This is a genomic window from Devosia elaeis (assembly GCF_001650025.1).
Lineage (GTDB): Bacteria > Pseudomonadota > Alphaproteobacteria > Rhizobiales > Devosiaceae > Devosia > Devosia elaeis.
Map to the genome: position 1 here is coordinate 22,992 of NZ_LVVY01000066.1, position 14,254 is coordinate 37,245.

Below are 14,254 nucleotides of genomic sequence, written 5' to 3' on the forward strand. Positions count from 1 at the left end.
ACCGCGCGGAGCGGCTGCACGAGAGCCGGCGCCGCCGCGCAGCAAAACGCCGCCAGCATGAGTCATGCCGGCGGCGGGGTCAATTGCGCGAGTGTTCCCGGCTTCAGCTATGGCTGCTCGCCGCGCCGATGCGGGCGGTGACCTCGATCTCGATCTTCATGCCGGGCTCGATCATCTGCACGATCAGCATGGAGGCGGCCGGGCGGATGTCCTTGAAGACCGGGCCGACGGCGGCAACGACATCGTTCACCAGAGCGCGGTCGCCGACATAATAGACGACGCGCACGGTGTCCTTGATGGAGGAGCCGGCTTCCTGGAGCGCCTTGTCGATGGTGGCGAGCGCATTCCTGGCCTGCTCGCCGACGCTCTCGGGCATGGTCATGCTGGCATAATCATAGCCTGTGGTGCCCGACACATAGATAGTGTCCTCGTGGCGGACGGCGCGGGAATAGCCGAAGGTGGCTTCGAAGGGCGAGCCGGTGGAAATGCGCTGGACCAATTCGGGTGTCCTCAGAGCCAGGGGCGTTCGGTGGCCATCTTGCCTTCGAAGGCCGAGATGGAGGGATCGGATTTCAGCGTGCCGGCGATATCGTCCAACCCCTCGAGCAGGATATGCTTGCGGGCCGGATCGATGTCGAAATGCAATTCGCCGCCATCGGGGCCGCGAATGGTTTGGGCTTCGAGATCGATGCTCAGCGTGGCGTTGGAGCCGCGCTCGGCATCGTCGAGCAGCAGCTTGAGCTGATCGGGCGTCACCACGATGGGCAGGATGCCGTTCTTGAAGCAATTGTTGTAGAAGATGTCGGCGAAGCTGGTGGAGATCACGCAGCGGATGCCGAAATCGAGCAGGGCCCAAGGCGCGTGCTCGCGGCTGGAGCCGCAGCCGAAATTGTCGCCGGCGATCACGATGCGGGCGCCACGATAGGCGGGCTTGTTGAGCACGAAATCGGGGTTTTCCGAGCCGTCCTCGTTATAACGCATTTCCGAGAACAGGGCGGTGCCCAGGCCGGTGCGCTTGATCGTCTTCAAATATTGCTTGGGGATGATCATGTCGGTGTCGATATTGATGATCGGCAGGGGCGCCGCGACACCGGTCAACGTGGTGAATTTTTCCATGGGGTTTTGGGACCTCGCTATTGCATGCGTGTTTGCGCGAAAGCGGGGTTTTGGTCAAGGCTGAACCGTACCGAAGCGTACGGTTGACGCGCTGCAGGCGTGTGACGAAGCGCCGGACGGCCAAGAGCCTCCGGGTTTGCGGATGGTGTCCGAGATACGCATCGGTGCCGGTCGTCCGGCAAAGATGGTCCCGGGGTCAAGCCCGGGGACAGGCGGTGGGTGGGCTGGATCGGGTCACAAGCGCGATGCGGCACCCTCCCCCTTGCGGGGAGGGATGGGGTGGGGGATGGGGTGGGGGATGGGCGGCAGGATGCGTTGGGTCTCGGTGCGCCGGCACCCCCTCCAGCTTCGCTAAGGCCTTTCGGCCAAGCTGCGCTGCCTCCCCCGTCAAGGGGGAGGTGGGGCGGCGGTGGGTGGCGACGGCTCGAAGCCTACCCTTCCAGGCTTTCGCGCGCGTCGACGCCAAGCATGATGTTGAGGTTCTGCACCGCCGCGCCCGAGGCGCCCTTGCCCAGATTGTCATAGACCGAAACGATCACGGCCTGGGCCGCGTCGTCATTGGCGAAGACATGCAGGGTCATAATGTTGGTGCCGTTATGGACCTGCGGGTCGAGCGCGTCGGTTTTGCCCAGAGCGGGGTCGTAGGGCGCGACCTTGACGAAGCCGTTGGGAATGGCGGCGTAGAAATCGCTGAGCGCGGCGTGGATATCCTTGCCGCTCGGGATTTCGGCGACCATGTCGAGATGCAGCGGCAGTGAATTGGTCATGCCCTGGGCGAAATTGCCGACCACCGGCTCGAACAAAGGCGCGCGGCCGAGGCCGGAATAGGCCTGCATTTCGGGCAGGTGCTTGTGCTTGAAGGTCAGCGCATAGGGCATGAACTGGCTCGGAACCTGGCCGGCCGCCTCATAATCCTCGATCATCTGGCGGCCGCCGCCGGAATAGCCGGAAATGCCGTGATAGGAGAGCGGATAATCGGCGGGCAGCAGCCGGGCCTCGATCAGCGGGCGCACCGAGGCGATCAGGCCTTGCGGCCAGCAGCCGGGATTGGCGACATAGCGCGCCTTGGCGATGGCGTCAGTCTGGCCGGCATCCATTTCTGGGAAGCCATAGGCCCAGGCTTCATTGACGCGATGGGCGGTCGAGGCATCGATGACGCGAGTCGTCTCGTTCTCGATCAGCCGCACGCTTTCCTTCGCCGCCTCGTCGGGCAGGCAGAGAATGGCAATGTCCGCGGCATTGAGCAGGCGCTTGCGCTCGTCTTGATCCTTGCGCTTTTCCGGCGCGATGGACAGGACTTCGAGGTCGCGGCGGCCGGCCAGGCGCTCGCGGATCTGCAGACCCGTGGTTCCCGCTTCGCCATCGATGAAAATCTTCGCGACCATTCGTGCCTCCTTGGCTGGCGGGTAAATGGCCCTCGCGGGCCCCCGCGTCAAGCGCTTCTGGCGGGATGGATTGTCTTTGCCCCGGGCCGATGGCAATGATTTGACCAAACGGACAACAAGGGAAGAGCGCCATGACCACGCCGCACAACCACGCCAAGCCCGGCGACTATGCCGAAGCCGTGCTGCTGCCGGGGGATCCGCTGCGGGCCAAATGGATCGCCGAAACCTTTTTCGACAATCCGAAGCTGGTCAATTCGGTGCGCAATTGCTTAGGGTTTACCGGCACCTGGAAGGGCAAGCCGGTGTCGGTGCAGGCCTCGGGCATGGGCCAGCCCTCGCTCTCGATCTATGTGCATGAGCTGATCAACAGCTTCGGCGCGAAGACGCTGATCCGCGTCGGCACCTGTGGCGGGCTCAATGCCAAGGTGAAAGTGCGTGACGTGGTGCTGGCGCAGGGTGCCACCACGGATTCCTCCATCGTGAAGGGTCGGTTCGACCCCTATAATTATGCGCCGCTCGCCGATTTCGGCCTGTTGCGCTCGGCGGCCGACAAGGCCGACGCCAAGGGGCTCAAATTCCATGCGGGGAACATGCTGTCCTCCGATATTTTTTATCATCGGGAGCCGGGCCTCGAAGGCTATGGCGCGCTGCTCGATCATGGCGTCATCGGGGTCGAGATGGAGGCGGCGGCGCTCTATACGCTGGCGGCCCGCTTCGGGGTGCGGGCGCTGGCCATCTGCACCATGACCGATTGCCTGATCACCCATGCGGAGATCAGCGCCGAGGACCGGCAGACCTCGCTGGTGGATATGGTCGAACTGGCCCTGGATGTGGCGGTGGAGGCATAAATGGCGATCGTCGCAATGGTGCTGGTGGGGCTCGTGGCCCTGCTGCATGTCTATATCATGCTGCTCGAAATGGTCTGGTGGGACAGTCCGCGTGGGCAGAAGGCCTTCGGGTTGGCGCCGGATTTTGCCAGGGCAACCAAAGTGCTGGCGCTCAATCAGGGACTTTATAATGGCTTCCTCGCCGCGGGGCTGATCTGGGGCCTGGTGCATCCCGATCCTGCATTCGCCTGGCAGATCCAGCTCTTCTTCCTCGCCTGCGTGGCGGTGGCGGGGATCGTGGGGGCGGTGACCTCGTCGCGGAAGATTTTGTTCGTGCAGACGGTGCCGGCGGTGCTGGCGATCATCGCGGTGTGGCTGGTTTAGCTCAAGATTCCTTGTTCGGCGTCATCGCCCGGCTTGTCCGGGCAATCCATCGTGGTTGCGACATCGCATGGACCACCGGGATAAGCCCGGTGGTGATGATTAATGCAAGTGCAATGGCCTATTGGGCCAGCGCACCCAGCACCCGCACCCAGCTTCTGATCCCCCGGTGGAAACTCTCGAGATCGTATTTCTCGTTGGGCGAATGAATCTGGTCGTCCACATGGGCGAAGCCGATCAGCAGCGTATCGAGCCCCAGGATGGACTTGAAATCGCCCACGACCGGGATGGAGCCGCCCGAGCCGGTGATCACCGCCTGCTTGCCCCATTCGTCGGTCAGCCCGGACAGGGCCCGGCGCAAGAATTCGCCATCGGCCGGTACGGTGATGGCCGGTGAGCCGCCATGGGGAGTGAATTTGACGCTGACATCGGCGGGCAGCATCTTTTCGACATGGGCGCGGAAGGCGGCGCGGATTTTCTGCGGGTCCTGGCCGGAGACGAGGCGGAAGGAAATCTTGGCGCTGGCGCGGGCCGGGATCACGGTCTTGAAGCCGTCCCCGATATAGCCGCCGCTCATGCCGTTGATCTCGCAGGTCGGGCGGGCCCAGAGCTGTTCGAGCACGGTGCGACCCTGTTCGCCGGCCGGCACCGAGAGGTCGACCGCGCCCAGAAAGGTCTTTTCGTCAAAGCCGAGCCCGGCCCATTGCGCCTTGAGCTCGGGGGAAATCTCGGCCACGTCGTCATAGAAACCGGGCAGGGTGACCGAACCGTCGGGTGCGCGCAGGCTGGCGATGATCTCGGCCAGCAATTGATTGGGATTGCGTGCGGCATTGCCGAACATGCCGGAATGCAGATCCTTGTCGGCGGCGATGATCTCCACCTCGTCGGCGACCAGGCCGCGCAACATGGTGGTGATCGAGGGCGTCTGGCGGTCCCACATGTCGGTGTCGCAGACCAGGGCGATGTCGGCCTGCAGTTCTTCGGCATTATCGCGCATGAAGGGGGGCAGGTTCTTGCCGCCGCTCTCCTCCTCGCCTTCCAGCATCAGCGATATGCGGATGGGCAGCGAGCCGGTGGCCGCCTTCCAGGCGCGACAGGCTTCGATGAAGGTCAGCATCTGGCCCTTGTCGTCGGAGGCCCCGCGCGCCACGATGATCTTGCGGCCGTCCTTTTCGACGATCTGCGGCTCGAAGGGGTCGGTGTGCCAGAGATTGAGCGGATCGACGGGCTGCACGTCATAATGGGCGTAGAACAGCACATGGGGGCCGACCTGTTCCGGCCCATGGGCGACGACCACCGGATGGCCCGGGGTCGGGCGTGCGGCGGCGTCGAAGCCGAGGGCCTTGAGTTCGGTGGCGATCCAGTCCGCCGCCTTCCGGCATTCCTCGGCATAGGCCGGGTCGGTGGAGATGGACTTGATGCGCAATAGCGCGAAGAGCCGTTCGAGGCTCTGTTCCAGCCCGCTATCGACCTGATCGAGCACGCTGTCGATGATCTGGCTGCTGGTCATGTCCGAATATCCTTGTCGTCGAATCCATTGCGGCCAAGCATGGCGCGGCAGATGGGGAAGTGTCCAGCCCGGCCCGCCCGCTCTTATTGTCATACTTATGAGCCTGTGCTTAAGGTCGGAGGCAAACGACCAGGAGAGCGACATGGACAGGTCTGGGGGACGCGCACGCCATTCGGGCGACCTCATTGCCACGCTGTCCGGCCGCAATCCGGCGCGCAATCTGCATTCGGACGTCTTGTGGGAGCTCGGCTTCGCCATCGTGTCGGGGCATTATCCGCAGGGCTCCATCCTGCCTTCGGACAGCGAATTGCTGGATCGGTTCGGGGTGTCGCGCACGGTGCTGCGGGAGGCGCTCAAGACCTTGGCGGCCAAGGGCCTGATCGAGGCGCGGGCCCGCATCGGTACCCGCGTCCTGCCGCGCGGGCGCTGGAATCTCTTCGATGCGGACGTGCTGGCCTGGCATTTCGAGCTGGGGCCGGACATCGCCTTCCTGCGCAGCCTGGCCGAGGTGCGAATCGGCATCGAGATCGAGGCGGCGGCCCTGGCGGCGGAGCGGGCGAGCCCCGAACAGGCCGAAACCATGATCGCCTGCGTGGACCGGATGGCGGGGGCGGAAAATCCCGCCGATTTCGCCCGTCACGATCTCGAATTCCACCGCGCCGTGGCCGAGGCCTCGGGCAATCCCTTCATGGCCTCGATCAGTGCCCTGGTGGAAATGGCGCTGACGGCGGCCTTCACCATTTCCTCCCCGGTCAACGACCCGGCGGCCCTGGCGGTGACGGTGGGCGTACACCGGCGCATCGCCGAAGCCATCCGGGACCGCAATGCCACGGCCGCCCGCGCCGCGATGCGCGACGCCATCGCCCAGGGCTTCGACCGCGCCGCGGGGCGGATGGAACAGGAAGCTTGAAGGCGCGGGTCCGATCGCATCCGCCGATCATTGAACGGCCAGAACCCGAACTTTGCAACCAGCCGCCCAACGGAGTGGCCGAGACAACATTGCCCCAACGGTCGAAGGCATCGAGATGGACCCTGTCGCCGCGCTTGATCGTGGCGAGATGCGCCATGGTCGGCACGCATATACTCGCCCATAGCTCCCCTCAGACCAGCGCAGTCAGGCTATCGGACCGTGGAGCGATAGCTACAACCTCATCAGACCTCACTCCGCCATCGGCAGCATCAGTCCGTTCCAGAGACTGAACAACCTTCTTGGAAACGACACCTAGGCCACGGCCTGCATGGCGGGGAGCGGCTCCACGCCCTCTTCGGGGTTCTGGTTGCCGAGAATGGCCTGAATGGCCTGATCCTTGTCGTCGAGACGTGCGGCGATCTCCTTCTGGGCCCAGGCATGGGCGGCATTGAAGACGTCCATATGGCGATCGAAGCTCATCAGGCTGGCTCCTGGAAAGGCAGGCGGATTCAGAATGAGGTCGTGCGGTGTGGCCGGCAGCTCATAGCGCTGGTGCGCCAGCATGGTACGGAAGAGCACGCTCAGAGGACGTGGGGCGCGCGGGAGGCGCCGGCGCGGATTGAGAAGCGCAGCGAGCAATTTGCCTCGCCCGGGCAGGCTGCCATAGGAAACATTGTAACGCTGCCCGCCGGCGCGGCCGAAATGCACCACGAGATTGGGACCGGATTTGAACTGCTGCATGGGGCCGAGTGGGGCATCGTCCATGACGCCGCCATCGACCAGCATCTTGCCATCGGTGGTATAAAAAGGCGGCAGAACGCAGGGAATTGCACTTGAGGCGCGCACCGCCTGCCAGAGCAGGCCGGATCGTATGATTTCCATGCGGTTGTCCGAAAGATTGGTGGCGATGGCGAAAAACGGCTTCCAACAATCCTCCACTCTTGTCTCCGCCCCATAGGCGCGCTCCAGGGCGCCGTCGAATGCCTTGTGGTCGAGCAGTCCATAGCGCGGCCAGGTGGGCCGCTTGAAGCTGCGGCTGCGCACGAAAATATCATGCGTGCCGGCGGTGAGGGTGTCGTGCTCGCCCAGAAAGGCAAAGCCAGCCAGCATGGCCGCCCCGACGCTCGTGCCCATGAAGATATCGAACGTGCCGCCCCGCTCCCGAAAGGCGCGGTAGATGCCGACATGGGCGGGGCCATAGCCGCCGCCGCCGCCAGCGACGAACCCGACGGCCCTGCCGGTGAGGAAGCGGATAAGCGCCTCGATGTCGGCATTGTCCTCGAGCGAGAGGTGATGGTGCAGGAAAACCGGCGTGCGCGCCAGCCAGGCGGCCGTTCCCTCGACCACGCCCCGGCGGCGCGGGTGCAGCCGCACCAATCGGCAGGCCGATTGCGGGTGCCATCGCTCCACCATCCGCTCCGTGGCGGTCAATTCGGCGAGGGGCGTGTTGCCACAAGTGGCGAGCACCACTTCATCGGCCCGGCGGATACACAATTCGGTCCAGTCCGTAAGCTCGTCATCTGCCAGATAGAAGACCGTTCTTGCGCCTCGCTCGAGCTGGTCGAGCCAATCGCGCACGGCCGGATCGAACACCGAGCGCTTGCCGAACTGTCTATTGATGGCATCGCGGTCGACCACGGTGTAGCTCTCGATTTCCAGCTGGGTGCGCAAGCGATCGAAAAAGGCGGACGGCAGTTTTTCATGTCCGCCGCGGACGAAGGCGATAGCGCGCCTCGTGCCTCCCGGGCGGCGCTGCGAGCGGTCATCGCCATGATGCAACCTTTGGACGGCCAGGGTAAGCAATGCGGCAGCAAATGAGGGATCCGCCTGCAGCGTCTGGTCGTAGGTGGTGCGAGAAATTTCCAGGACATCGCATTCGCGCAGCGCCGTCGCCGTTTCCTCATGATTGCCCGAGCAGAGAAAGGCGAGTTCGCCAACCGCCATTGCGGCCTCGACTTCCCGATAGACCGCAAGGTCGGCATTGGGCGCGCAGGCGAGGACGCCGCGCAGGACGACATAGAAAGCCCTGCCGGGATCGCCGGCGCGGAAAAGCACTTCGCCCTTTTGAAGAGAGCGTATCTGTGCGTGGGCGGCGAGCAGGTTCATCTGCGCCGCTGTCAATGTCCGCGGCCTAACTGTGTCGCTCATCTCGCCCCCGAATGCTTCTGGCCGCCGGAAACACTCCGGCTGCTGCAATCGACGCTATTCGCGCATGGCGAAGGTGTGGAATACCATGATTAGGGTATGGCCGATCTCACCCCGGCAGGCATGCTTGACGAATAAGCGGAGCACCCTTGCAGACAGCGATGAGACCGGGCCAGAAGACAATTTTATGGTAACGCCTCTCCTCAAGGTCGTTCTAACCGAAGACGACGGGCCGGTGCGCGAGCGCCTGGCGCGTATCGTGCACGAATGGCCCGAGGCCGAATTGTGTGCGGCCTGTGCCACGCTCGAAGAGACGCAAGCCGCTATTGAGGCTGACGACATCGACCTATTGATCACCGACCTCAAATTGCCGGATGGCTCGGGCATCGAGGCCATCCGTTTCCTCGCCAGGAGGCGGTCGGAAGCCGAGGCGATTGTCATTTCGGTATTGGCGGATGAGCGCTCGGTTTTGGCGGCCATCGAGGCGGGTGCGTCAGGCTACCTGCTCAAGGATGCAGACTCGATCGACCTGATCGAGGCCATCAGAGATGTAATGGCGGGCCGGTCGCCGATTTCCTCGCGCATCGCGCGTGTCCTGGTGCGGCGCCTCTCCGAGAATGGCAATACAGCAGCGGAAAATGAGGGCGCGAGGCCCGCGCTGACCGAGCGCGAAATGGACATCCTGTGGGGCATAGCCAAGGGTTTCACCTACGGCGAACTGGCCGACAGTCTGGCCATCTCCCGGCAAACCGTGCCCGTCCATATACGCAATATCTACCGTAAGCTGCAGGCCTCCAACCGATCCGAGGCGGTATTCGAGGCGGCGCGACTGGGGTTGATCCGACTGTGAGGGCAGGGGGCGGAGGCCTGTCCAGCGTTACCGGATTGGGCGCTTGGGTAACGCTGGTCATGGTGACGGCCGCCATCGCGCTTTTGCCCCTGCTGGTCGATGTCGCGCCGCCTCCTGGCACGGTGACGGTGAGTGAGGCACGTTTCAGTCTTGCAGGCGATGCAGCGGAAACGACGATTGCCCTGCCCCATCGCTGGGTCCCGGAAACGCCCTATGATCTCGGCACCGGCCGCTATCGGCTCCGCTTTCACCTCGATGCAGCGCCCGATGAGCCGCTATTCGTGCTGATCCCGGCGGCTCGCCACAACATAAGGGCCGAGGTGAACGGGCAAAGAACCATGTCGGCGCTGGACACGACCTGGTCCATTCCCAATAGCGGCTATTCCTTCCTGGCGCTCATTCCGGACGGCGCGGTGCATGAGGGCAATAATGAGATCGTGCTGTGGCAGACGCGGGAAGTGGGCTGGCTGCCGGCGCGCCTCTCGAGTGTGAGCGTGGGGCCGGCGGCCGCTGTCATGCCGATCTACCAGCTATCCAATCTCCTCATCGATCAGGTGCGCGCCATGACCTTTGCGCTCCATATCATGTTGACGATCGGCGTCGCCACGGTCTGGACGGCGCGTCGGCACGATCCGGTTTTCCGGTGGTTGGCATTGATGGCGATAACGAGCCTCGCGGTGGTGTTCACCCAGTCGCCGGCCATGCCCTTTGGGGCGCTGGAGCAGATGCAGTCGACATTGGCAATGGCCGGGGTTGGTCTGATGGCGCTGGGCCTGGCCATGGCTGTGGCTGGGCAATCCAGCCCCAGGCTGCTGCTGCCCGCCACGGTGGGCGTGCCGGTGGTCCTGTTGGGATTGGGGCTGGCGGCGGTGCTCGAATATACCGTTCTGGCGCTGTTGAGCGCGGCCGTGGGGCTTCTTACCTATGCAGTCTCCAGCGTCATCCTGCTGCGCGCCTTTGCTCGCTCGCGAAGCGTCGATGCCGCCATACTCGCCGCGGCATGCGCCTTGACCGCCTGGTTCGGCCTTCATGACCTGCTGGTCGTCACGGGACTGCTCGATGATCCGTTCCTGCTGACCTTCTATGCGCGCACCCTGGTGCTGCTGGTTATCATGGTCATCCTGATGGGTCGGCTGGCGCGGAGCCTCAATAGCCTCGATGCCGCCAATGATACGCTGCGTCAGCAACTGGCGGCGCGCGAGGCCAAGCTCGTGCTGCTGCATGAAAAGGAGCGGGCCCACGCCAATGAAGTCGTCCGCGAGCATGAGCGCCAGCGCCTCATGCAGGATCTACATGACGGCATGAGCGGGCATCTGGTCAGCATCATCGCCCTGGCCGAGCAGGAGGGGACCGGCAGCCAGGCCATCGAAGGGGCAGCGCGAGCGGCGCTCGACGATTTGCGGCTGGTCGTGCATTCGCTCGATCTGGGAGATGGCGATCTGCGCGTCGCGCTGGCGGCCTTCCGCGAAAGGCTCGAACCACAATTGCGGCGGCTGGGTATCGAATTGTCCTGGTCCACCGAGAAACTGCCCGAGGTGACCGGGATCACGCCCCGCAATGCCCTTGCGGTGCTGCGCATCCTTCAGGAAGCCGTCACCAATGCCGTCAAGCATGGGCCGGCGCGCCGGATCGGCGTTGAAGGCACAAGGATTGAAGGCGGGGCCGCGGTCATCCATGTGGTCAATGATGGCCATGAGCCCGCCGCAATCGGCAGGGGCAGTGGCATGGGCAACATGAAGCGGCGGGCCCGCGACCTCGGGGCGCATATTCATTTTTCCGCCACGGCCGGGGAATCGCGCCTGTCGCTGATCTTTCCGGCGCATCTCCTAGTCTGATCGTCCGGGTGGACATGTTTCGGCCCGACCGGTCCTTGTCCGTGCCCTGTCGGGTTTCAGCTCTAAAAAAACAGCCTGCCATTGGGTGGTCGGCCGACGTTCTTGCAAAAATCAAGGAACCAATGCGAGCGGCGTTTGATGAATCGGCACCTTCTGCTGGTCGAGGTTTGACCTGCGAATCCGAGCCAGCCAAATCCATAACCACGTGCCGTTTCGGCTCTTGTCTAAGCGGCACGAGATGCGAAGGGGGCCCGGCGATAGCAATGCCAGATTGTCCCACGAAGTTGGAGATGCAAGCTATCGGACAACTCGTTCCGGTGTGCACCATTGATGGGCCCAGTTCCTGCCCGCCAAGTGCTTGAATTACCAAGCAACTCCTACCTTAAAGGAGTTAGCATCGGAATGGTGGAGCTGAGCGGGCGCGCTCGACGCAAGGATTTTTCTCATTATTCTTTAATGAGATGCCCGTATTCCGGACGTCCGGGGTACTCTCCTGGGGTACGTCAAGGGGTACGGGCGAGGCAAATAGTATGGTCCGGAAGGCAGCAAGCGACAAGCAATTTCTCGAGCACCATCACGGTCGCTGGCGCGTCGTCGTCAGCGTTCCCAAGAGCCTGCAGCGCGATATGGGCGCCACCAAACTCAAGCGCCATCTCCCTACCGACAGCCTGGCCGTCGCCAACGAACTGAAGTGGGCCATCGTCAAGGAGCTCAAGGACGAGATCCGCGCCTTCGAGCGCAAGACCTACGGCGCCAGCCGCGGTGATCGACAAGCGGTGCTGGAGCAGGCAGCCGAAATCGCCAAGACACTGGCCGCCTATTCTCTCGAAGACCGCGGCAATCTGGGCATGGACGTCATCGAGGACACCGTCCAATCCATCCTGGGCAAGCCCGTGCGCTATGCCGAGGTCGCGCCCTGGATGGCGAACCGCAGCGCCAAGGAAGAACGCGGCTTCGATCCCGCTGATAGGCAGCCGGACGTGGGCACGCGCGTCCCGGTCTACGACACCGAACGCGAGCGGCTGGCCAAGGATTTCGTCAACGTCGCGCTGCACGGCGGTCTGCCGATCGGTAACGCCGACGCCGACTACAAGGACAAGCGGCTCAAGGTCTCGCCCAGAACCGAGGATGACCACGATCGCGCGCTCAAGATGCTGGCCGCCTTCTGCATTCGCCAAGGATTGGGCGACGACATCACCAAGGTCGACGAGTACGTCGTCACCGACTTCATCGCCTACCTCGAAAACGAGAAGGGCATGGCCGCGCGCACGATCAAGAAATACGTCTCGCGGCTCAACCTCTATTTCAACTACGTCAAATCCTTGCGGCGCATCGCCATCAATCCGTGGCGCCAGGCCGTGGTCTACATGCCGACGTCGAAGAGTCACGAGCTCGAGCGGCCGTTCACCGAGACCGAGGCCGCCAAGCTGCTGATGGGCGACTGCAAGCGGGCATTGCGGGACGTGATGATGATCGGTGCCCTGACCGGCGCGCGGCTCGACGCCGTTGTCGATCTTCGGGCCGACGACATCATCGAGGGCAAGTGTTTCCGCTTCAAGCCGCAGAAGCGCGAGACGGGGCCGCGGTTCGTGCCCATCCATAGCGACCTCAAGGAAATCGTCGCCCGCCGGCTGAAGGGAAAGTCGGGGGCGGACGATCTCTTTCCGGAATACCCCAAGGATTTCGATAATCCGAAACGCGAACGCAGCTTCCGCGCCAGCAAGCATTTCACCACCTATCGGCGCGCGTTGGGTGTCGACGACGTGGTATCGGGCAAGCGGCGATCGCGCGTCAACTTCCACTCCTGGCGGCGCTGGTTCATCACCAAGGGCGAGCGTGCCGGCGTCCCCGAGCCGTTGCTTGCCGCCATCGTGGGTCACACCAGAAAAGGCATGACCTTGGGTCGGTACTCCGAGGGGCCCGAAATGGTGGCGGCACGGGAGGCGGTGGAGAAGATCAAGCTACCGCCGCTGGACGGCTCCCCCATTTTCGAGCCGGAAGCCATCACGCCGCGGACATAAAACCGGCCGCCAAGAAAAATGTAGCGTACGGGTCCTTTCCGTCGGTGCCGTCGTTGAAGCTATGTCTCGCGGAAATTGGTCGTAATCGGGTTAAGAGAAGCGAAGCTGGAAACAGGCCTCGCCCTGTCCGCATCACAAAGCCTGACGTTGATGCCCCAGTATCCAACCTTCGTGGGTGATGACAGCGGGAATTCGTGGAGCGCCTTCACCACGTTCGCCGTCCACTACAGCCAACATGCCGAGCAGCCCGACAAAGGCATCGAAGCGATCTTCGCCGGCGCCGTCTGCACCAAAACCGTCTTCGAGGTGCCACCGGACAGCCGCAGCATCAATCCTAGGCCGAGCGTCAAGCCAATCGGATATGATGACACCCACCCTCTGGCGGTCGTCTTTCCGGCGCTTGCTCCAGCCTTTGCGACCGATGCCTAGCTGCGCGTAGACATCTCCGGGATAAGTCTCGGCTAATACGACGGGAAAACGACGCGATAAATCCGACAGCTCGCCATCGAACGGCCATAGGCCGATGGCGTTCAGATTGGGCACGATCAACTCTAACCACCCGGAGATCGCGCCCTTTCCCACTTGGTTACCGCCGAGGGTCCAAAAGAGACTGCACGCTGCCTGACGATCCACCGTCGCCAGCTCGCATCGTCGCAGCAATAGTTTTGGATCCTCTGCCCCTAGCGCCGCTAATTGGTGGCTTCGACTCGTTCCCCCCGGCCGCATCGGGTAAAACGGACGCTGTAGCGAGATTTCGCTGCGATGGGTGGCGACGTCAAACCAGCTGTTCCAATCGTTGTGGCCGAGTGTTGCCAAGGCCTTGCGAAACGACTGGAAACCTGTTTGCAGCGCATACCACTCCGGCAGCCCAATGGGAAAATCGAAGCCGATCAGGACATGTTTGTCAGGCCCGGCGCGAGTTTGGAGTCCGGTTATCAGCAGCATGCTCTCTTGCACCAGCTCCGGGGGTGACACGACCCAAGTGCCGTCGACGAGACGTGCTACCGTCATCCATCTCTTGCGAGCACTTACGCTCCAATCGCAATGCGCTACGAGAGTGAAGTTCATTTCGCCTCCAAAGAGCAGGAAACGGTCGCCAGTGGTTTGAACGGGTTAACACGGGAAAGTGGTGACACGTCAAAGTCGACTATCTTCCGATTCTAAAGACGCTTTCAACATGTGCAGCCCAGCGGCGAGAGGCCGGAATGGGGCCCAGATTGTCGCGGCGGCTTCCGACCCGAGGCTGTGTGAAAACGTCTGATTATGGTATGATC

The 14,254-nt window shown here is 63.1% G+C and carries 12 protein-coding genes; 6 read left to right on the top strand and 6 right to left on the bottom strand.

Annotated elements, in window-relative coordinates; all coding sequences use genetic code 11:
- Window positions 1–103: 103 nt before the first annotated feature.
- From A3840_RS04820 to argC, 3 genes are all read right to left on the bottom strand, one after another.
- Window positions 104–499 carry a RidA family protein gene (locus A3840_RS04820; protein WP_067452738.1) on the bottom strand — a complete coding sequence of 132 codons (396 nt, stop codon included), beginning with the start codon at window positions 497–499 and terminating at the stop codon, window positions 104–106.
- 11 nt (window positions 500–510) lie between these two features.
- A complete protein-coding gene (gene leuD / locus A3840_RS04825) occupies window positions 511–1,116 on the bottom strand; it encodes a 3-isopropylmalate dehydratase small subunit (protein WP_067452741.1) in 606 nt (201 codons plus the stop codon).
- A gap of 431 nt (window positions 1,117–1,547) precedes the next feature.
- Entirely contained in the window at window positions 1,548–2,501 is a 954-nt protein-coding gene (gene argC, locus A3840_RS04830) for an N-acetyl-gamma-glutamyl-phosphate reductase (protein ID WP_067452744.1), read from the bottom strand.
- A gap of 131 nt (window positions 2,502–2,632) precedes the next feature.
- Between argC and deoD the strand changes: the two genes are divergently transcribed.
- Entirely contained in the window at window positions 2,633–3,349 is a 717-nt protein-coding gene (deoD, locus tag A3840_RS04835) for a purine-nucleoside phosphorylase (RefSeq protein WP_067452747.1), read from the top strand.
- Complete coding sequence (locus A3840_RS04840) at window positions 3,350–3,712, top strand: DUF1304 domain-containing protein (protein WP_109442281.1); 363 nt, start codon at window positions 3,350–3,352, stop codon at window positions 3,710–3,712.
- A 118-nt stretch (window positions 3,713–3,830) separates the two neighbouring features.
- Here A3840_RS04840 and A3840_RS04845 read toward each other — a convergent pair whose 3' ends face one another.
- On the bottom strand, window positions 3,831–5,219 hold the full coding sequence (locus A3840_RS04845; protein ID WP_067452750.1) for a M20/M25/M40 family metallo-hydrolase: 1,389 nt from the start codon (window positions 5,217–5,219) through the stop codon (window positions 3,831–3,833).
- Between the two features lie 142 nt (window positions 5,220–5,361).
- Between A3840_RS04845 and A3840_RS04850 the strand changes: the two genes are divergently transcribed.
- Entirely contained in the window at window positions 5,362–6,129 is a 768-nt protein-coding gene (locus A3840_RS04850; protein WP_067452752.1) for a FadR/GntR family transcriptional regulator, read from the top strand.
- Window positions 6,130–6,441: 312 nt separating this feature from the next.
- On the opposite strand, the gene A3840_RS04855 is transcribed toward A3840_RS04850, so the two are convergent.
- Window positions 6,442–8,277 (bottom strand): patatin-like phospholipase family protein, encoded by a 1,836-nt coding sequence (locus tag A3840_RS04855; protein WP_082903661.1) that lies wholly within the window; start codon window positions 8,275–8,277, stop codon window positions 6,442–6,444.
- Between the two features lie 124 nt (window positions 8,278–8,401).
- Between A3840_RS04855 and A3840_RS04860 the strand changes: the two genes are divergently transcribed.
- The 3 genes from A3840_RS04860 (at window position 8,402) to A3840_RS04870 (ending at window position 12,980) form a co-directional block, all read left to right on the top strand.
- Entirely contained in the window at window positions 8,402–9,124 is a 723-nt protein-coding gene (locus A3840_RS04860; RefSeq protein WP_245676548.1) for a response regulator, read from the top strand.
- A 35-nt stretch (window positions 9,125–9,159) separates the two neighbouring features.
- On the top strand, window positions 9,160–10,959 hold the full coding sequence (locus tag A3840_RS04865; RefSeq protein ID WP_131798251.1) for a sensor histidine kinase: 1,800 nt from the start codon (window positions 9,160–9,162) through the stop codon (window positions 10,957–10,959).
- 530 nt (window positions 10,960–11,489) lie between these two features.
- On the top strand, window positions 11,490–12,980 hold the full coding sequence (locus tag A3840_RS04870; protein ID WP_067452763.1) for a tyrosine-type recombinase/integrase: 1,491 nt from the start codon (window positions 11,490–11,492) through the stop codon (window positions 12,978–12,980).
- A gap of 132 nt (window positions 12,981–13,112) precedes the next feature.
- Here the strand turns inward: A3840_RS04870 and A3840_RS04875 are convergent, their stop codons facing one another.
- Window positions 13,113–14,048, bottom strand: coding sequence for a DUF429 domain-containing protein (locus A3840_RS04875; RefSeq protein WP_067452766.1), 936 nt, complete (start codon window positions 14,046–14,048; stop codon window positions 13,113–13,115).
- Between the last annotated feature and the right edge of the window lie 206 nt (window positions 14,049–14,254).